Annotated in this window: 20 protein-coding genes and 1 pseudogene; 8 read left to right on the forward strand and 13 right to left on the reverse strand. The window is 50.8% G+C overall.

What is annotated here, in order from left to right:
* Positions 1–6: 6 nt before the first annotated feature.
* The 4 genes from ACYVGR_RS32430 to ACYVGR_RS32445 form a co-directional block, all read right to left on the reverse strand.
* Positions 7–936, reverse strand: a complete 930-nt coding sequence (locus ACYVGR_RS32430) for a manganese catalase family protein (RefSeq protein WP_460964304.1) — start codon at positions 934–936, stop codon at positions 7–9.
* Between the two features lie 104 nt (positions 937–1,040).
* Positions 1,041–1,373 carry a hypothetical protein gene (locus ACYVGR_RS32435; protein ID WP_460964306.1) on the reverse strand — a complete coding sequence of 111 codons (333 nt, stop codon included), beginning with the start codon at positions 1,371–1,373 and terminating at the stop codon, positions 1,041–1,043.
* Positions 1,374–1,380: 7 nt separating this feature from the next.
* Positions 1,381–2,022 carry a hypothetical protein gene (locus ACYVGR_RS32440; RefSeq protein ID WP_460964307.1) on the reverse strand — a complete coding sequence of 214 codons (642 nt, stop codon included), beginning with the start codon at positions 2,020–2,022 and terminating at the stop codon, positions 1,381–1,383.
* A 59-nt stretch (positions 2,023–2,081) separates the two neighbouring features.
* Positions 2,082–2,867, reverse strand: a complete 786-nt coding sequence (locus ACYVGR_RS32445; RefSeq protein WP_460964309.1) for a hypothetical protein — start codon at positions 2,865–2,867, stop codon at positions 2,082–2,084.
* Positions 2,868–3,081: 214 nt separating this feature from the next.
* Here ACYVGR_RS32445 and ACYVGR_RS32450 point away from each other — a divergent pair, with 214 nt between their 5' ends.
* Both ACYVGR_RS32450 and ACYVGR_RS32455 read left to right on the forward strand, forming a co-directional pair.
* On the forward strand, positions 3,082–3,330 hold the full coding sequence (locus tag ACYVGR_RS32450) for a hypothetical protein (protein ID WP_460964310.1): 249 nt from the start codon (positions 3,082–3,084) through the stop codon (positions 3,328–3,330).
* 20 nt (positions 3,331–3,350) lie between these two features.
* On the forward strand, positions 3,351–4,109 hold the full coding sequence (locus ACYVGR_RS32455) for a succinate dehydrogenase/fumarate reductase iron-sulfur subunit (RefSeq protein ID WP_460964312.1): 759 nt from the start codon (positions 3,351–3,353) through the stop codon (positions 4,107–4,109).
* Positions 4,110–4,130: 21 nt separating this feature from the next.
* On the opposite strand, the gene ACYVGR_RS32460 is transcribed toward ACYVGR_RS32455, so the two are convergent.
* Positions 4,131–4,460 carry a hypothetical protein gene (locus tag ACYVGR_RS32460; protein WP_460964313.1) on the reverse strand — a complete coding sequence of 110 codons (330 nt, stop codon included), beginning with the start codon at positions 4,458–4,460 and terminating at the stop codon, positions 4,131–4,133.
* 205 nt (positions 4,461–4,665) lie between these two features.
* On the opposite strand from ACYVGR_RS32460, the gene ACYVGR_RS32465 reads away from it, so the two are divergent.
* From ACYVGR_RS32465 to ACYVGR_RS32475, 3 genes are all read left to right on the forward strand, one after another.
* Entirely contained in the window at positions 4,666–4,998 is a 333-nt protein-coding gene (locus tag ACYVGR_RS32465; RefSeq protein ID WP_460964315.1) for a hypothetical protein, read from the forward strand.
* 585 nt (positions 4,999–5,583) lie between these two features.
* Complete coding sequence (locus tag ACYVGR_RS32470) at positions 5,584–5,778, forward strand: hypothetical protein (protein WP_460964317.1); 195 nt, start codon at positions 5,584–5,586, stop codon at positions 5,776–5,778.
* Entirely contained in the window at positions 5,744–6,028 is a 285-nt protein-coding gene (locus ACYVGR_RS32475) for a hypothetical protein (protein WP_460964318.1), read from the forward strand. The genes ACYVGR_RS32470 and ACYVGR_RS32475 overlap by 35 nt, the downstream gene beginning before the upstream one ends.
* Before the next feature lie 587 nt (positions 6,029–6,615).
* Here the strand turns inward: ACYVGR_RS32475 and ACYVGR_RS32480 are convergent.
* The 7 genes from ACYVGR_RS32480 to ACYVGR_RS32510 form a co-directional block, all read right to left on the reverse strand.
* Positions 6,616–7,782 carry a zinc-dependent alcohol dehydrogenase gene (locus ACYVGR_RS32480; RefSeq protein WP_460964320.1) on the reverse strand — a complete coding sequence of 389 codons (1,167 nt, stop codon included), beginning with the start codon at positions 7,780–7,782 and terminating at the stop codon, positions 6,616–6,618.
* Entirely contained in the window at positions 7,763–8,617 is an 855-nt protein-coding gene (locus ACYVGR_RS32485) for an SRPBCC family protein (RefSeq protein WP_460964321.1), read from the reverse strand. The genes ACYVGR_RS32480 and ACYVGR_RS32485 overlap by 20 nt, the downstream gene beginning before the upstream one ends.
* Before the next feature lie 24 nt (positions 8,618–8,641).
* Complete coding sequence (locus ACYVGR_RS32490; protein ID WP_460964323.1) at positions 8,642–9,670, reverse strand: SMP-30/gluconolactonase/LRE family protein; 1,029 nt, start codon at positions 9,668–9,670, stop codon at positions 8,642–8,644.
* 200 nt (positions 9,671–9,870) lie between these two features.
* Entirely contained in the window at positions 9,871–10,416 is a 546-nt protein-coding gene (locus tag ACYVGR_RS32495) for a hypothetical protein (RefSeq protein WP_460964325.1), read from the reverse strand.
* 11 nt (positions 10,417–10,427) lie between these two features.
* Positions 10,428–11,588 carry a zinc-dependent alcohol dehydrogenase gene (locus ACYVGR_RS32500; protein WP_460964326.1) on the reverse strand — a complete coding sequence of 387 codons (1,161 nt, stop codon included), beginning with the start codon at positions 11,586–11,588 and terminating at the stop codon, positions 10,428–10,430.
* Positions 11,589–12,399: 811 nt separating this feature from the next.
* Positions 12,400–13,317 carry a helix-turn-helix domain-containing protein gene (locus ACYVGR_RS32505; RefSeq protein WP_460964328.1) on the reverse strand — a complete coding sequence of 306 codons (918 nt, stop codon included), beginning with the start codon at positions 13,315–13,317 and terminating at the stop codon, positions 12,400–12,402.
* Positions 13,318–13,411: 94 nt separating this feature from the next.
* A complete protein-coding gene (locus ACYVGR_RS32510) occupies positions 13,412–14,185 on the reverse strand; it encodes an SDR family NAD(P)-dependent oxidoreductase (protein WP_460964330.1) in 774 nt (257 codons plus the stop codon).
* A gap of 259 nt (positions 14,186–14,444) precedes the next feature.
* Here ACYVGR_RS32510 and ACYVGR_RS32515 point away from each other — a divergent pair, with 259 nt between their 5' ends.
* From ACYVGR_RS32515 to ACYVGR_RS32525, 3 genes and pseudogenes are all read left to right on the forward strand, one after another.
* Positions 14,445–18,029 (forward strand): PAS domain-containing hybrid sensor histidine kinase/response regulator, encoded by a 3,585-nt coding sequence (locus tag ACYVGR_RS32515; protein WP_460964332.1) that lies wholly within the window; start codon positions 14,445–14,447, stop codon positions 18,027–18,029.
* A gap of 209 nt (positions 18,030–18,238) precedes the next feature.
* Positions 18,239–18,682, forward strand: a pseudogene (locus ACYVGR_RS32520) (SDR family NAD(P)-dependent oxidoreductase).
* Positions 18,683–18,791: 109 nt separating this feature from the next.
* Positions 18,792–19,019, forward strand: coding sequence for a hypothetical protein (locus tag ACYVGR_RS32525; protein WP_460964334.1), 228 nt, complete (start codon positions 18,792–18,794; stop codon positions 19,017–19,019).
* 258 nt (positions 19,020–19,277) lie between these two features.
* Here ACYVGR_RS32525 and ACYVGR_RS32530 read toward each other — a convergent pair whose 3' ends face one another.
* Positions 19,278–19,781: a cupin gene (locus ACYVGR_RS32530; protein ID WP_460964336.1), complete on the reverse strand. Its 504-nt coding sequence runs from the start codon at positions 19,779–19,781 to the stop codon at positions 19,278–19,280.
* Between the last annotated feature and the right edge of the window lie 44 nt (positions 19,782–19,825).

Here is a 19,825-nt window from a genome sequence, read left to right on the forward strand (position 1 = left end):
ACTACACTAATACGTACTCCACTGCATGTCAGTCATAGGCGTAGCGGCTTTGATGGTATCACTACGCAGGGAACTCAGTTCCTCATTAACCTGCTCGACGTTATTCATGGTGCGATCGGTCCCTTTCGGCTGATGTGTTGACAAGCCTTGGGTTTCCATCACGTGTTTGATCGGATCATCGACAAATTGCCAGGTTTCACCTAAACCAGGACTCACTCCTTCGTTCCAGGGACCCCGATAATCGCCCCCACTCGACATATTGTAGTACGTATTGCTGTGCCGGGGATCGCCCTGCAAAATACCGGGGGGGAAATTGGGCTGAATCGTATCCAGAGCGGCCTGAAACATCTGGAAGTGTGCTACCTCCCGTGTCATCAGAAACCGGAGCGTTTCTTTCACCGACGGATCGTTGGTAAACTGCATGAGGTATTCGTAGACAATTTTAGCCCGCGATTCAGCCGCAATATTCGAGCGCAGGTCAACTGTCAGGTCGCCATTGGCATTGACGTATGAGCCCTGCCAGGGAACACCCTGACTATTGGTCACTGTTGGTCCTCCGCCACTCAGTACCAGAAATTGTGGGCTGGTCATGGCCTGATGGATGAAGCTTTCTTTGGAGGCTTTACCATCGAGAAGCTGCATAATTTCGGATTCTTCTGCGGCATTTTTCAGATCGCCGTTTACTCCGCTGAGCAGCATCTGAATCGTAGCACCCACAATTTCCAGATGGCTAAACTCCTCAGTGGCAATGTCCATCAGCAGATCATACTTATCCGGATAGGGTTGCTTGGCCGAGAAAGCCTGGGTAAAATACTGCATAGCGGCCTTCAGTTCGCCATTGGGTCCTCCAAACTGCTCCAGTAATAAGGTAGCAAAGCCAGGGTCGGGCTTGGAGACCCGAGCGTTAAACTGTAATTCTTTGACGTGGTAAAACATAGATAAATCGGTTAATCCTTCGATTGATTTTGTACTATAGTGATAAACACAGTCGGCCTGAACGGCTCTGTTAATTTTGTCAGATAATGAGGGAGCGGGTTGGCTTAAAAACTAGCCGACAGGTTTACGAAATAATAGCCGCCATTAAAGCCAAATTGCGTGGCGCTTCGGTTGTAGACGAATCGACCGAAGGATGAATTGTCCAGTGCCGCCGAGCCATACCGCTCCGGTGTTGCGTAGTTGGTTACCCGCAATGGGTCAGGATACACGTCGAATAGATTGTTAGCGCCTACCGTGATGTTGAGATTTTTCAGGATTCGGTACGATAGACTCAAATCGGTAAGGAGTTTGGGGTTTTGAATCTCGTCCAGCGCCGGATTGGCGGGGTCGTAGGCCTGAATTGTACCGAAACGCGAGAAACGCAACACCGCATACATGTATGGGTTAGTTGAGCTGATTGGCCTGAAAGGCGGCTATAGCGCCCATCAATAGGATCGTCAAACAGATCAATAAATTGGCGGTGACACCCATCTGCCAGCGATCGGCACCTGGCGCAAATAGCATCATCAAGCCAACTAGTATATTGACCCAGATGAGCAGGAAGCGTGCAATCGTATACATATGCCCTGAAGCCCGCATCTGCTGTGCTGTGAGGCTTGTCGACGTGAATCGGACTGGTAACTGATCGGGCATGATACTATAAATCAATCCGGCTTCTCCCAGGGCCATCAGGATAGGGAACGTGTACGCATAGACGGCTGTCTGATACATACCCTCTGTAACATAAAGCCCGGTTAGCACACACACAAAACCCGCAGATAGCCAATAAAACAGAAGGAAGCGCCCCCGGTGCTGACGCGTATACGAACGAAGCAGCAAGAATAGAATATGGCGGGTGAGCATCAACAGGATAGCAATGCAGGCAAAATGGACCAGCCACTCTTGTCGGGATGTAACTTTTTCGGCTTCTCCCGGTTCCGTACCCTGAATAGCTACAGGGTCTGGTATCCTATTCCAGCCCACCAAAAGAAAGAGTGCAGGCAGACTCATAAGAGCGTAGCTGAGCCAATTAGAACGGCTTTTCATACTGAATACCAATAAAAATAAAGTAATGCTTCCCTGATAAGGAAGTATCAATAGTTTAATCAATGGGGTGGGGTGTGCCTAGGCTCTGGGTCCCGATTATCATTTAACGAGTTGATAACCACCTTTGCCAGCCCGATTGCGCCTTGTTTTATCGTTGCCGAATCGCCGGGCATGTGGGCCACTACGCTAAACACATGGTTGTTGAATAAAACACGTAAGGACTTTTTGCCCGGCTCCCAAATGGCTTTGTCTCCCACGTCGGTTATTGCTTGTCCGGTAGGGGTGTTGTGGGCAGGAGCCGTAAGGGGTGGTGTTGGGTGCGTGATCCCTCTGATAGGTCCTGAGGGGTCAGCGCCACGGGTCGAATCCTGCTTTGGCGTAGTGCCTTTCATATCGGCTGACACTTCTGCTCCCGTACCCTGCGGTTCTGGACCAGACAGGGGTGGTTTACTTTCCGTGTTCTGATCCGCAGCTTGGTTGGCCTTCGGCTCGAATAACTTGTTGAAGTAATATTCGGATTGGTAGACGGATTCAAAAGGCTTGTTGCTTTCCAGGTAAAAACCAATCTTGTTGGCTCCCCACCGTAGCTCACAGCTATTTAGTTCGCTCACTTTTTCCAGTTCTACCTCCTTATTTAATTTGAACAGGTTCTTTACAAATTCTTCGGGTAGGTAATTACAGGGCTCCTGGTAATGGTAATCGGTGCTGAGTAGGTAAACGCCCGTAACTCGTCGAGCCAGATGGTCATTTCCCTCGCCAAGCTGGCTGCTCTTGTCTTTATCTCCTGGTGAGCAGGCTATCAAACTAATGCCTAGCAGGAATGCGATTATTTGTTTCATCATCATGTGTATATCATTAATCCCTAAGCGGCCGATTAGGTGGAACTATAACTTCCTTGCAGGCTGGCTAACCAAATTTTTTACCTCTATTGTGAGCATTCGGCCTTCGTTCGTGTAGGTGTTGCTAACCACTGTTCCGTTGCCTCATTTCAGGCACATATTCATAATCAGATACTCAGAACGGAGGTAGTGTAGCCACTTACCAGCCTGAACACATTGTATGAAACTGGGCGAACGACTGCTGAAAGTCCTCAACAAGAAATATGAACCGGCTAGAATGGTCGCTTTACAGTTTGGTCGCTATGATGTAGCCCTGAAAACCGATGAAGAGGGAAACCCCATACTGGCGTTTGTTGGCAAGGCAGATGAGCGGGGTATTATCAAAGGTGATCAGTTCGCCAGACGCTTACTGAAAGACGCTACTGGGGTAATCGTTAAAGACCATTGGGATTACAAGGGTACCGTATAGCTCCTTTTAAAACGAATCGTATGAACGTAACACTGAAAGTCTGGCGGCAGAAAAATGCCAGCACACCCGGCAAGCTAATCCAGTACAAACTGGCTAATCTTGATCCGGATATGTCGTTTCTGGAGATGTTCGATGTACTCAATGGTGAACTAACCCATAAAGGAGAGGAACCGGTTACGTTTGACCACGACTGTCGGGAAGGTATCTGCGGTGCCTGCTCAATGTATGTCAATGGCCGGGCACATGGACCTCAGACGGGTGGTGCCGTTTGTCAGCTGTTTATGCGGAGCTTTCGTGATGGGGAAACCATTGTTGTAGAACCCTGGCGGGCACGGGCGTTCCCGATTATCAAGGATTTATCCGTGGACCGATCCGCTTTCGACCGGATTGTTCAGGCGGGGGGGTACATTTCGGTAAATACCGGTTCGGCGCCTGATGCCAACGAGATTCTGGTGCCCCGGCAAACGCAGGAATCAACGATGGATGCAGCCGCCTGTATTGCTTGTGGAGCCTGCGTAGCCGCTTGTAAGAATGCTTCGGCCATGCTGTTCGTGGGCGCTCAGGTGTCGCGGTTTGCCCTGTTGCCACAAGGTCAGGCAGAACGACGGCAACGGGCCGAGCGCATGGTGGCCCAGATGGATGCGGAGGGCTTCGGAGCCTGTACATTTACCGCGGCCTGTTCGGTCGAGTGTCCGGCCTCTGTGCCGCTGGAAGTCATCACCCGGCTAAATCGGGAGTATTTAGGGGCAAAACTCATTTCGCCGGGTGATGCTAGTTAATTTCTGGTTTTGCCAAGCGCCTTACTGATCGGGCTCATCTTCATCATGATAAGCTGTACCCGTTGTAACGGTGCCTCCACTGGTCCATAATCCTCCGCCGTTCTTGCCGCCGTTTTTCATGTTTTCTCCACTGGGGCCGTCCTCTGCCGGATTACGCTCCGGCGACTCATCGGGTTTGTAGTTATCGGCATGACTGCCTGTATAAGGCGTTTCGCCCGGACTACTGCTTACAGGTGACTTCCCAGAGCGTGTTTTCTTCAGACTCTCGCTGTTTTTCGGGTCATACTTGGGCGAAATGTCGTCCGAATCGCCTGTGCCGCCAGGACAACGCTGAATAATTGATTGATGCATACTGATCGGTGTTTAGTTTAGAGCGAGATGATCTATTGATCTATCAACCTGTCAACGCAAACGTGAACCTTACTAAATAAGCTAACGGACCTTCGGCAAATTCAGCGTCTCCATTGCCTCATTCATCCAACATACAGTGTGCCAGAACAAATGTCGCGAGGTTAATGGAGCGAGTATAAGAAAACACTTAATACCAACTCAACGCATGAAAACAACAGGAATGGCGGTGGCGCTGCTGATAGCAGTGGCCTCCGTAAGTGCCTACGCGCAGGCTGGTGGCAACACACCCGATAGACGCCCTACTTCTTCTGCCCAGGGTACGGTCGGACCGAAGCAGAGCAGTGCCGCCAATACGGATCGGAATAAATTGAGGAAGGGAAATGGCACAACCTTCTCCGAGTCTGGCTCTGGGACTGTGGGTAGTCAGTCGTCTGAGCAGCGTCGTAAAGGCAAAACCGTCAATCAACAGGCCGCCGGTGTGCCAACCAGTGGTAGTGCCAGTACCAGCCGATCCAGTAAGCCAAATCGCAACCAATAATCCTTTCTATCCCGATTAAACTAGTTAGTTCAATGTATGTATGCATCACATACGTGCTACCACCTGGAGCCAGTTGATGGACTATTTGTATGAAGATGCCTGGATGCCAAGCCTCCAGCGATTTCGACCATTACCTCATTAATGAACGAATATGGGGCCAATCAATGCCTACACTCTTTCTAGCCACTTCACGATTCATTGAAAAATAACCTGGTTTCTGTCAATGAATAGGCATTTCCGTTTTACAGATTAGCCTAACATCAACCAATTTTTTACTAACCTTTTTCTAATAAGTAGTTCGTAGCCTATGGTCTGAGGTTGTCAACAATTAACTTATAATCAGAGCCTTAATTAAGGAAATTTCAAAGCGAAATTAAGTGAGGTACTTAAGTAATCAAGCAAATTTAAACTGGCTTATGCCGCTTTATAATATGACGGCAGCGGCCGACCGTCCCTTCAGGGTCACATGTTTATAGTAAATAGAGGCTTTCTATAAACATGTGACCCTGAAGGGATCATACAAAATTTATCTATTTTAATTCTGCGTAATTACTTAAATCTAAATCGTGTAGAACGGTAAGTGGGATGGCGAAGATTTATAGAGTAGGGCAGTCGGGGGCACGTGCGTCCGCCTGCCTGTATGGACGACATACGTTTTGGATATATCTGGCGATCAGTATTAGTCTGCTGAGCCTGCCAACGCTGGCCCAGCCGGTAACCGTTTCAGGAACGGTGAAAGAAACCGATGGGACGCCCCTGCCGGGGCAACGGTGCAGGTGAAAGTGACAACCACCGGGGCGTGGATGGGCGTTATCAGGTTAGTGCTCCAGCAAATTCCACGCTAGTCTTTAGTTTTATTGGCAAGACGACGCAGGAGATTGCCATCGGCACTCGCACAACCGTCGATATAACCCTGCCCGACGATTCAAAGTCGTTACAGGAAGTGGTCGGCTACGGGTCCCAGCGTCGGCAGGATGTAACGGGGATAAGCCGTCAATGGCGTCGACTACGGGAACGGCCATTTGGTTGAAGAGTCGCCGGGTATAAGGGGAGACTGATTCCAGATATCGGCGTTGGGCTTCGGCGTAGAGGGTACCGAACGCCAGAGATGATTTACCGGAACCCGAGATGCCGGTAAACACCACGAGGGCATCCCGGGGGGATGGCTACGCCAATATTCTTAGGATTAGGCTACCGGGGTCCGCGTACGCGGATGAAGCCCTGATGGTCCTGTTCAGATGGAGAATTCGCTATGCTTGTGGGTGACTTCTCTTGGGTAACCGCTGCTGGTTCGTCGTTGTTAGCTTGTGAATCGAGTTTCTGATTCGGTATTCGGTTTAAACTTTTGCCAGACAAGTCAGAAAGTAGGTTCTTCGTCATTCCAACTGGTCTGCCGGTCGAAATGACTAAAACAGCTTCATTTAGGTAATCAAGTAAATTTAACTTAGGTTATTTAAAAAAGGCATTTTTGTCATGCTGACGCAGGAAGCATCTTCGGTAGCAGGCACTATCTCAATTACCGAAGATGCTTCCTTGGTCAGTATGACAAACAATAACCTACTTATTTTGAATTGATTTCTTAAGGCGAGCGAAACCCGCCTTAAGAAATCAATTTTACTATTGCGGAGCAAAAACAACCCGCATTGTTTCTTTCTTATTGAACAGATCGTAGCCTGCCATGCCCTGATCGAGCGACATTTTGTGTGTTAGCATGAAGCTTGAGTTCAGTTCCCCTTTTTGCAGATGCTCCAGCAACCGGGGAATGTACCGCTGCCCGTGTTGCTGACCCATTCGGAAGGTTAGAGCTTTGTTCATGGCCGCCCCCATCGGGATGCTGTCTACTAAGCCGCCATAAACACCAATAATCGAAACGGTTCCGCCTTTCCGACAGGCCAGGATGGCTTCCCGCAGCACAATCGGTCGATCGGATTCCAGCCGGACAAACTGCTTGGTTTTGTCGTAATAATAATCCAGCCCTTCGCTGACCGCTTCCATGCCTACGCAGTCGATGCAGCGGTCGGGGCCACGCCCACCGGTCATCTCCCGCAACGCTTCCTGAATATCGACTTTCGAGAAATCCAGCACTTCGGCTCCGCTGATGTCTTTCGCCATCCGCAGCCGGTCGGGTTCCCGGTCGATGGCAATCACGCGGGACGCACCCAGCAGAAAAGCACTTTGAATGGCCATCTGACCAACTCCTCCGCATCCCCATATGGCCACTACGTTGCCCGGCTGGATGTCGGCTAAATCCGCAGCCATAAAGCCCGTCGGGAGAGCATCCGACGCAAACACAGCGGCTTCGTCGGGCAACCCTTCGGGAATGACAAAGCAACCCCGGTCGGCATACGGTACGCGAATGTAATCGGCATGGGAGCCGGCATAGCCGCCAAAAGCGTGCGAGTACCCGAAGATCCCGGCTGGCGAATCGCCATAGGCTTTTTCCGGTATCCAGGCGTGGGGATTGGAGTTGTCGCAGAGCGACCATTGCGTACTCTGGCAATATTGACACTCGCCACACCCCAGAATCGAGCACACCACTACGCGGTCGCCTTTTTTCAGGTTCTTCACCTCGGAGCCTATCTCGATCACTTCACCCATAAACTCGTGGCCGATGATGTCGCCTTCGCGCATCGTTGGCACGTAGCCGTTGAGCAGGTGCAGGTCGGAGCCGCAAACCGATGACAGAATAACCCGCAGAATCGCATCTTTGGGGTTGATGAGGGTTGGGTCGGGAACCCGCTCTGTGCGCAGGTCGCCAACACCGTTATAACATAGCGCTTTCATGTTTTTTGTCTATTTTGGCGTGTTCAGGTACAGGTTTCTTACCGGATTGTTGCTCAGGTTGCCGACCGGACGGCTGCCCTGCGATGGTCGTAATTTCGCCGGTTTCCAGCAATTGCTTGAACCGGCGCAGGTCCTGTTTGACCATCTCCTCAAAAGCCGGGTTAAACAGCTTCATGATCGCACCACCCAATTGCCCGGCTGGTGGACGATACTTGATCACCGCGTGAACTTCCGTACCCTGACCATTGGGCGCATCGACAAAACGGACTTCGCCCGCGTTGTCAATCCGGGCATCGGCAACTGATTTCCAGACCAATCGCTCGTTTTTTACCTCCTCAAGAATCTCCGCATCCCACTCCACCGTTCCCAGCGTTTTAGCGAGGAGACCATCCGAGAGTTTCGCTACCCAGTGCGACCGTTTGTTGTCGAGTTGCCGTACCTCGCTCAGATGAAACATAAACTGGGGCAGGTTCTCCAGTTGCCGCCAGAAGGCGTATACCTCTTTGCGCGGTTTATTAATCGTAAGGCTTTTGGTGATTTCAATCGAATCCATCGCCTTGTCTTCAACCTTTGGCTCGGCCGTATTTCGCCCCAGCGCCTGGTTCATGGGGCAATAGCCCGACGCCCCGCGGTAGACCATAAATCCGCCCAGCGTGGCTAGTACTAACCCGCTAAACGAACCCCGCCGTAAGCCATACATGGCTAACAACGCTCCACCAGCCGCCGACCAGATTCGTTCCGTATCGTCAACATTAATTCGACTGGAACTGCTGGTGTCTGGTTCAATCTGTCCCATGCCCAGTACACTCGACACGGGCTGCTTTTTGTTTGCCATAGTTTTAGGGAGATATAAGGTTTGTTAAGCAGGCAACTTCATTCGGTAAATGGAATACGGGGTTGTTCGTTTGTTTTCGCCTTCGTTGTAATCGGGTTGCTTGTTGATCTGGGAGCAACTGATGTACAAATAGTCATCCGTCGAAATGGAATAACTATCCGGCCAGATCAGCCTTTCATCGGCCACGACGTCTTCCAGCTTGTGTTCAGGCGTTATTCGGACCATTTTGTAGTTTTGGTAATCGCCCAGATACAGGTTGCCGTTTTTGTCGAAGATCATCCCGTCCGTAACCGCAAACCGGCCCAAGTCTTCCACCGCAGCCTCCCGTTGATCGTCCGACAAAGCTTCGTCCCGCAAATAGTCCGTTCGGATGCGGTAGAGCTTATTGTCAGTGAGCGGTTTGTAATACAGCCATTCGCCATCCGGTGTTAAAGCGATGCCGTCGGATTGAAGGTGTACCGGCTGCCCCTGCTTTTTAAATTCCTTCCCGTCCACGATCAGGGTAAAGGAAGGGTCATGTTTCACCGAAGGGTGGTTGCGCAATACCTCCCGGATTGTTCCCGTTTCCAGATTAACCACCACAATCCCCCCTTCATTGGAGTTCGTCAGATACGCTACCTGTCTACGGGTATCGACCCGCACATCGTTGATGTAGCTTTTGTTGCTCAGTACGCCCTCAAACCGGTACACGTCTTCGATGCTGTCGGTCGCCAGGTTGAACTTGACCAGCTTAAAACTAGTGTCATACACCTGTTCCATGTTCGGGCAGGCCGGGTCCACCACCCACAAGTTGTTCTCCTCATCAACATACACGGCCTGCACACAAACCCATTTGTTCGTTCCGTCGTCCCCTTCGTGCCAGCTGTTCCATCGCTCGTCTGGATACGGTTTCACCTGGTTATTGGGGAAGATTTCGACAACACTGTACTGGTGTGGCCCGGGCCATAACGGATAACAGCTAAACAAACGACCGTCTTTTGTGATCGCCACACCGGTTAACTGGTAGGTATCGTCTGAAAAGACTTGTTCCAGTTGATGACTGCTTGTACTCATAATTGGATTGGATTGGTTTAATTGATAGGGTACCTGTAGAGAGGTTGTTTTGGGAACAACTTGGGGGCCTTCAAATCGCCCTTCCTGTCATCCCGACGACAGGAGGGATCTTCGCTAACAGGCGGCTCTGTTCGCTCATACCGAAGATCCCTCCTTCGTTGGGCCGGGTGGCCGGAGCCATGACAAAAAACAGTTACCCGTTACTGACGCTTGTTTTTCCGTTTCAGCAGCAGGATACCGGCCGTGATCAGCAAGCCCGTAGTCGCGGCCTTTCGGATAAAAGCAGGGCGGTTGTACTTCCATTCCGCTCGCCAGCCCCGCTCAAGCCAGGGGTTGGGAAGAATGCCGTGTGCTAAGTCGGTTAGCTTTCCCTCAATGGCGTTGACCCGGTCGGCCAATATCAGCGTCATCCAGTGCGTAGCAGTCGCTTCGCTATACTGATAGGCATAGCGACGGATAGCCCCACTTAGGCCCGAAGGCGGTGATGACGTGCCAAAGACCCGGGTAACGCCTGGTCGCTCCACCGAATGCAGGACCTCGATGTCGATGGGCTGCTGGGGCGCTTTTACATAATTGAGCCGTTCGTGGTCCGCCCCGTTCCAATGCTTCATGGGGTAGGTGGGATCATTTTCCGGATCGGCATCCATGCCCCAGCCGGGGATGTCTTTAGTGCGGGTATCCAGGTTTCGGTCCGCAATTGTACGGTCCTGAAATTCGGCTATTGTATCTTCTAATACGGTTTGCATAAGACAAGGGGTTAAGCCGCACTGGCGCGTGGCGGAATGAGTAAGGGTTTGACAATGTGGTCCAGCTTACTGGAAAACATGCGGTAAGCATCCGACACTTCTTCCAGCGGTATCCGGTGCGTGATAATTTCCTTGGGATTGATGCGACCGCTCATGATGTGATCAATCAGTTTGGGCAGCAGCCGTTTTACCGAAGCCTGGTTGGCCCTTAGGGTAATGCCTTTGTTCATGAGACTGCCAACGGGGACCAGGTTCCAGGGAGGACCGTATACGCCAATGATGGAAACAATGCCGCCTTTTTTTACGGAGTTGATGGCCCAGTGCAGGGCCGTGGCATCGCCGGCTTGCAGCATGAGTCCTTTACCGGTGATAGTTTGTAAGGCACTGCCGGTGCCATCGCAGCCTACCGCATCGATACATACGTCAGCGCCAAAGTAATCGGTGGCTTTTTTTAGGAACAACACCGGGTCTTTCATTTCCCGGAAGTTGTAAGCCTCGGCATAGGAAAACTTGCGGGCAAACTCCAGGCGGTAGTCGACGTGGTCGATCACAATGACCCGGGCAGCCCCAAAAAACCAGGCAAAGCGGGCTGCCATCAGACCGATCGGACCGGCCCCAAATACCACCACGGTATCGCCTTTCTGTATGCCGCCCTGCTCGGCAGCCTGGTAGCCTGTAGGCACTACGTCCGTCAGCAGCACCGCATTTTCCAGGTCCATGCCGTCGGGGATTTTGGTGGGACTCACATCGGCGTAGGGTACCCGAACGTATTCGGCCTGTCCGCCATCATAGCCCCCGCCTGTGTGTGCATAGCCAAAAAAGCCGCCGACGGCGGTGGCTTCCGAATTGGACTCATTGCAGTTGCCATAGAGTTCCTGCTTGCAATGCGGGCAGGTGCCGCAGGCAACGTTAAACGGGACCAGCACATGGTCGCCCACTTTGAGTTTTTGCACGCCTGAGCCTATGGCTTCGACGACGCCGGTGAACTCATGGCCAAAGGTCATACCCACCCGGGTATCGGGCACACGACCGTGATACAGGTGCAGATCTGAACCGCAAATCAGGGATCGGGTGACCCGGACAATGGCATCATAGGGATGCTTGATCTCAGGTTCGGGCTTGTTACGGTCTAGTCGGATTTGACGGGTCCCGCGAAAATTCATTGCTAACATAGTAGCCTGGGGTTAAACGTAAGTAAACGAATTGACTAAAGACCTCAAGCGGTCATGCCGCATTGAGGCAGCCTAAGCGCTTGCCATACTGGCAAAACGCCAACAAGTACCCATGCCCACGATTGTAGCGTAAAGCGTTTGGGTTTTCAGAGGGGAATGTCGTGGGTATCGGGCAAGCCAGGCCACCCGTTACGTATAATTTTTCCCTTCAGGCTGAGCAACATCACCTCACCGTATGCTCTAACAGATCTGTTGTATCGACTGTCAGCAAGCATATTCATCTTGTCGCCATATAGCAGAATGGTTATCCTTCTGCAGGCTGCACATTGTTGTTCTGATAGGGGGCTATCAGCATCGTTCAGACGTTACCAGCAAGTCTTACTATAGGTTTCCTCACCGAGCGAGCTGCATCGGTCAAGCACTCGACTTGTTCCCAAAAGACTCTTTTGTCCTGAAGGCAGTTAAACATATGAATAGATAATGAGGTATTGGACCCACCGGCAGTAGGGAACGGTGAGAGTGGGTTACCTTGCTACCTTGTGATTCAGAAGGTTATGCGGGTAAGCCTTACGCGAGCAATGGCTCCCATTTGATAGATGATCCTGGCAAAGTACTCACTAACCAGCTTATACAACTAGTCGTGTTTTGAGCGCTACTTATTCACCTAATTTTTCGAAAGAATACGAGACAACACTGACGAAAACCTGTAGTCGTACATTTTCTTGATCTCATAAAACCCTCCCACCAGAAACGAATGAGTGTGTATAATTCGGGTCTTTCTTGACGCAAACCAGATATGGGATCATAACCCTTAATTGAATGTCGATCTGAATTGCACAGGTGACATCTGTGTTTTCATTTTGAACAGCCTGCTGAACGATTGAGGATAGTCAAAGCCTAACTGGTAAGCCACTTCGTTAATGGTCAGAGTCGTGGTCGATAGTAATTCCTTGGCTCGTTCGATCAACCTTTGGTGAATATGCTGCTGGGCGTTTAACCCCGTCAGCGAACGCAGCATATCGCTCAGGTAGTTAGGCGTATAATTTAATTGATCAGCTACGTATTGTACCGTGGGCAGGCCTTGACTAAGGGGCTTGGCTTCGTCAAAATAAGTAGTTAACAGTGCTTCCAGTTGCTCAAGCAGATCACTGCTAACCGCCTGCCGGGTTAAAAACTGGCGCTTATAAAAACGCTTGGCATAGCTCAGCAACAACTCGATTTGGGCGATGATCACTTCGTGACTAAAGTCGTCAATCCGGCTGTTTAATTCCTCCTGTATGATGTGATAAATAGCCAGCATCGTTGACCTTTCCTGCTGGGACAGATGTAATGCCTCGTTAATCGCATAGGCGAAGAAACCATAGTTTTTAATCTTCTGGGCTAAGGGATAGCCTTGCAGGAAATCCGGATGGATAATCAGCGAATAGCCCTCATTATCTGCATAACGTTCTGTACCGCCTATAACCTGGTTGGGTGCCGTGAATAAGAGGCTGCCCTCATCAAAATCATAATAGCCCTGACCATACCTGAATTGGCCATTCAGTTTGGTAATGAACGAGATCTTATAAAAAAATGAGACATAACTGGCAGGAAGTCGGCCCATATCAATCTGCCCTTTTGTCGCATCCAGTAAACTAATTAAGGGATGAATAGGACCCGCAAGCCCAAGCATACGGTGTATTTCAGGGATGGACTCCAGTTTAGTGACCTTTGACGTTTGATTTTTCATACGATAGTAACGATGACCGGTGGCTGAATCAGCCACCGGTCATCAACTTGATGGAGCAACACGTTCCTGGCAGATAAATCTTAAGCAGTACTTACTACCACGGCAAAGGACCGTCAGGCCCCGTGAAGGTCAGCGTCGGTCCGTCGGAGTCGAGCGCTACCCGAACCGGTTCCCGGGACCCTACTTCAACACTATCGGTGCCCTGGAAGTTGTTGAGGGCCGTGGCCGTAAAACCGGGACTTACGGCATTGACCTTAATCTGTTCCTTTTCCAGTTCGATGGCAAAGGCCATCGTAACGGCATTCATGGCCGTTTTAGATGCCGCATAAACCACATCAAAATGCTCCCTTGCCCAGTAGGTTGGATCTGCTACCAAGGTTAGTGAGCCCAGTCCGCTTGATACATTGACAATCCGAGCTGCGGCTGATTTTCTCAGCAAAGGCAGCATGGCCTGTGTAACGGTAATGACTCCGAAAACATTTGTTTCCCATACGGTCCGTACCTCATTGAGGGAGGCCGTACTGGCCCGATTGGCCCTGGTTACCTCTTCCAAGGTGCGACCTGGTTTTCCCGCATGGGCTATAGCCGCATTATTGACCAGCAAGTCTAAACGACCTTGTTCCTGTTCGATACGTGCTGCGGCTGCCTCAATGGTTGATGGCTGCGTAACGTCCAGCTCTATGGCATAGGCAGAAGTGCCCATTTGAGTAGCCGCCTTCTCTCCCTTGTCCAGGTTACGCGATCCGACATATACGTTATAGCCAGCTTTTACCAGCGCTTTGGCAATCTGAAAGCCTACGCCTTGGTTAGCACCGGTAACTAAAGCGACCGGCTGGCTGTTTTTGGATGCTTCGATTTGATTCTGCATACGAATGATGTTTGATAAATGAACAATGCAAAACTCAGCATGTATAGTCTTAAGATACTAACCGAATCAAGGAGGATTATAACCAAAATGAGACGAAAAAGCATTCATGTATCTGTAAATGGGCGTTTGAAGAGACGGTGAAACTAAGGCTTAATTAGCGACTTACCGGGTCGTTTGATAAAGAACTCTTCCTTCTGGCCATTCCCATCCGTTAATGCCTTAGCTTTATTCTGCGGCCCAGACATCTACTTACAACGCTATGGCATTTTCTTCTCAACCCAATGATCCAAGCGAGCAACGGGCCGACGGCCTGCAAGCGACCCAAAAGCTACTAAGAGCTACCCTGGACGCTTCCATGGACATGATTCAGGTCTTTGAAGCGGTACGCAATCAACAGGGCCAGATTATTGATTTTACCTGGATACTTAATAACCATACCTCCGAAAAAATCTACGGCGATGTGGTGGGTAAAAGCCTGTTGCAGTTCCAGCCCGGCGTGGTGGAAGAAGGCATTTTTGACGCCTTCAAACACGTGGTGGAAACCGGTGAGCCTCAGCAGTATGAGAACCAGTATGTGCATGAGCAGTTTGATGGCTGGTTTCATCAATCGGTGGTCAAGCTCAATGACGGCGTAGCCACTACAACGGCCAATATCACCTCCCGCAAACGGGCCCAAGAGCAGCTTCAGCAGAGTCAGGCATTTTTGCAATCGGTTATCGATAGCTCCCTGGATGTGATTCAGGTATTTAAAGCCGTGCGGGATGAGGCTGGTGCCATCCTGGACTTTGTTTGGGTCATGAATAACCAGAAAGCCGTTGTCCAAAACGGGGAGGTTATCGGCAAAAGCTTATTGGAACAAAACCCCGGTGTGGTGCCGACCGGCATTTTTAACCACATGGTCGAGGTCGCCCAAACCGGGGTCGTTTATGAGCATGAGCAGTACTACAACCATGAGCAGTTTACTGGCTGGTTCTATCAGGCACTGGTCAAAACCGACGATGGGGTGGCCATGACCACCCGCGACATTAGCCGCCAGAAACAAGCCGAGGGAGAAGTGCTTCGGCTGAAAGACGAAATCGCCCAAAAAGCAACCGATAAATACCAGGCGCTGTTCAATTCTATTGACCAGGGGTTCAACATCATCGAGCTGATTTTTGACGACCGGGGGCACGTGATTGACTTCTGGCAACGCGAGCATAACCCAGTGTTTACCCGATTGACGGGGCTGAACGATGCCATTGGTAAGCGAATGAGCGAATTGGTCCCCTATGTCGAACCAGAATGGCATCAGATGATCGAGACTATCTATTACACTGGTGAGCCCATTCGGATTGAGTATCCGGTTAGGGCGCTTGGTCAGTGGTTCACGGCGTATATGTCGCGGGTAGGTGAGGCAGGCAGTCCCTTTATTGCCTGTCTGTACGACGACATTACCGAGCGAAAACAACGGGAGCAACACCAGACATTTCTGCTGCACTTTTCCGATGTCTTGCGGACCGAATCGGATGCGGATGCGGTCGCTAACCGGGCCCTTCAACTGCTGGCCGAGCACTTGCAGCTCGACCGTTGCTATGTGGGCGTTGCCCTACTGGCTGATAACCGCGGCCTATTCCCCTACCAGATTGGTAATGACCGGGTACCCCCCATGCCTCAAGAAGGCGTACGCTTATCAGATTTCCCCCAGGCACTGCGTAAAACCTTTGACCAGACGCTGGTGATTACCGATTTTCAACACACAGAAGGCTTAACCCAAGCCGAAAAACAACATTTTGCCGCGCTTGGCTTTGGTGCCCTGGTGGTTGCCAATGCTCGGAAAGAAGCCAAAAAACCGGATTGGTCCATCAATGCCGTATCGGCCAGGCCAAGACGTTGGACACCGGGAGAGATTCAGTTGATCGAAGAAGTAACCGAGCGCAGTTGGTCGGCGATGGAACGAGCCAAAGCAAACAAAGCCTTACTGCATTCGCAGGAACGGTTTGAATCGATTGCTAATCTGGTGCCCGATCTGCTGTGGGATAGCGGGACCGATGGAGCCACCAACTGGTATAACGACCGCTGGATGGCCTACACGGGGCAAACCTTTGAGGAGGCCATTGGCTGGGGCTGGACCGACGCCATTCACCCCGACGACCGGCAAGCTTCGGTCAGGCGCTACCGCGAGGCCGTGGCAGCGGGCCAATCCTTGCGACTGGAGGAGCGGATACGGCGCTACGACGGGGTCTATCGCTGGTTTGTGGTGAATGCCTCCCCGCTCCAGGACGAGACCGGTCAGGTGGTCAAGATGTATGGTGCTGCCACCGACATCCACAAGAGTAAACAAGCCGAAGAAGCCTTACTAAAGTTGGAGCAACGCAATCGACTAGCCATCGAGGCCGCTGAGCTGGCCACCTGGGAATGGGATCTGGTCGGAGATCAAGTGTACTGGAATGAGCAGCATTTTCATCTGTTGGGCATGCGCATTCAGCCCAATCCGTTGCCTGCCGAAGTCTTTATGCGCTATTTGCATCCCGACGATGCCGCATCGATCCAGGACCAACTCGGGCAGGCCATTACCCAGCGCACCTTCTACGATGCCGAGTTTCGTATGGTACGGGAGGACGGCGTGGTTCGCTGGATGAGTGGGTATGGTCGGGTAACGGGGGAACAGGACGGCAAGCCAGTACTGGCCAGTGGGGTGATGATGGACATCACCGATCGCAAACAAGCCGAACTAGCCCTACAAGAAGCCGATCATCGCAAAGACGAGTTTCTGGCCATGCTGGCCCACGAACTGCGGAATCCCATGTCCACGCTGCGCTCGGGGCTACATATCCTGGATTTAACCATTACCGAGGAAATGCTTCGCCCGACGGTGACCATGATGAGTCGCCAAACAGAGCATCTAGTCCGGATGGTCGATGATCTACTGGATGTCAGCCGCATCAGCCGAGGTAAGATTGAGCTAAAAAAGGCACGGGTGAACCTGGTGGCCCTGGTGCAGCAGGCCGTGGAGGGTGTCCAGGCCCAGTTTGAGCAGCAAGGTAAACTTCTTCAGGTGAGTTTACCCGGCACCCCTATTGAGCTAGAAGGCGATGCTACCCGGCTGACGCAGGTCATCACCAACCTGTTGACCAATGGCCTGCGTTATACTGGTGAGCGGGGTCAGGTCTGGTTAAGTTTGACCCACCAAGGCCAGGAAGCGATTCTTCAGGTGCGGGATGATGGGCTTGGTTTAGCCGCCGATCAGCTCTCGGCCATTTTTGAGCTATTTGTGCAGGTGGATAATTCGCTGGCTCGTTCGAAAGGGGGCTTAGGCTTGGGCTTAACGCTGGTCAAACGATTAGTAGAGATGCATGGTGGACGTGTGGAGGCCCAAAGTGATGGGATAGGCCAGGGCAGTAGCTTCAGGGTTCATCTACCCACGTTAACAAGTGCTACTGCTGAACAGGTGGCGAAACCCACACCACCGGCTACCCACTCCACCCAAGCCCGGCGTATCTTAGTCATTGATGATAATGCTGATGCGGGGTTTACCTTAGCCATGCTGCTGAAGCTGAAAGGCTATGAAGCCCACACCCGAACCAGTGGCCGAGAAGGCATCGAAGCCGCCGAAGGCTTACAGCCCGCGGCAATCTTGTTGGATATTGGCATGCCGGTACTGGATGGCTATGAAACCTGCCGTGCTATCCGTCAGCATCCTTGGGGCAACGCTATAGTGGTGATAGCCTTGACGGGGTATGGCCAGGAGGAGGACCGGCAACGAGCTAAAGAAGCGGGCTTCGATGGGCATCTGGTCAAGCCAGTTGATCTTGGAGCATTGACAAACCTGCTTACGGATTTACTCAAGAAGGGCAATACTCATTAGGATAGCACTATTCTCGTAAAAACGCTCAATTAGCATTGCAATTCAGTTATAGTGACGTACGTCACAAAAAATGAAGTCCTTCCTCAAATGTGATGTACGTCACATAATCCCTTTCAGCTCTCGGTTCACTTTTGTGTCGTAATCGACACGATAGCAGCCCACTTTACAGTTGGGCACTATCATTCAAGGCGTCGTTTATCAACACAAAAATGCAAAATAATGTCAAAGACAATTTTTATTCTGGCGCTTCAAAAGGATTTGGTAAAATCTGGGCTGAGGCTTTTTTGAAACGGGGCGATAACGTAATAGCCACCGCCCGAAATCTGGCCAATCTGGACGAATTGACTCAACAATATGGCGAGCGTGTTTTCCCCATCCAATTAGATGTCAACGATCGGGATGCCGTTTTCGCGGCTGTAAACAAAGGCAAGTAGCACTTCGACAGGATCGATGTATTGATCAACAGCGCAGGTTTTGGTCTGTTTGGCGCGGTTGAGGAAACCACCGAACAACAAGCCCGTGATCAGTTTGAAACCAACTTCTTCGGCTTGCTGTGGGTGACCCAGGCGGTTATTCCCATCATGCGTAAGCAAAAAAGTGGCCACATCATTCAAGTGTCGAGTACACTAGTGCTTTGGCAAACTAGATTCTAGGGGATTCTATCGATTCTCGGGGCCGCCCGCGCGGTTGGTCCTATTGTGCTGATAGTCAAAGACGATAGAAGCCAAAGAATCGATAGAAACTAAATTGGACGAGTACTAGGTGCTGGCCAACTTCACCCCTGATTTCTTTGGCGATCCGACCGCTATCACCGATGCGGTGTTGAAACTGGTCGATAGCGAAAATCCACCATTACGCTTGTTCCTGCGTAAAATAGCCTATCCCTTCGTTAAGCAAAACTATGAAGCACGCTGGGCAGAATGGGATGCCTGGAAACACGTTTCGGACGCAGCGCACGACTTCACTCATAGCCAGTCTATAATCGATTAAATATAAAGCAACACGCACAGCATTATGAATTTATCAGTCTGCACCGGCAGGCCAAGCCGTGTTTATGCACTCTTAGGGTAGACTTTTAGTGTGTAGCTACTTTTGGTTCACCTGATAATTCGCCCCCCAACTGGGACAATTAGAAGGTAACCCCATCATAAATGTCCATTACACCTTAGCCAATAGATCATTCAATCCTTCACTCATAGAGGGATTAGTGTAAATGGTATCATCATTCACGTTAACAATGGCTAACGTTTATACTGAATTCCATTTTTCCAAAAGTGGCCCTTCTGTGCCAAAAACGGGATCAGTTTCGGGAAGTGCTAACTGAGGGATTCGCGAAAAAGCAAGAGTTCGTTCCTCTGGATTGCCCTGCATCAAGTCCCAGGTTAGGCCTCCTGGATACCCACCAACGATTTCGTAGTTTCCGCCCTCCGTTAAGGCGCAATGACCGACACCAGCCGGAATGATCAGCACATCTCCCGTGGAAATAGTCAACGCCAAACCGTTTCTTTTTCCGCCAAGCTGTAAACTCACCGAACCATAGCCAACCCCTAAAACCTCGTGCGTTGTGCTGTGAAAATGGTCGTAAGGTAGGATAATGTCGCGCCAGTTATTGGTCCAATTGTTAGCCTTAAAACGGTTTTCCAACCAGGCAGAAAGGTTACTACCTTCTTCTACCCGACGATAGAGAATAACAGGGAGCCGGTTATTGGGAATGACACCATCATCTGAAAAAGAATAGGTTTCAATATGCATAAAGATAATCTGTGTTAGTGGAAGAAACACCCAGTTAAACTTCA

Source organism: Spirosoma litoris, assembly GCF_054776755.1.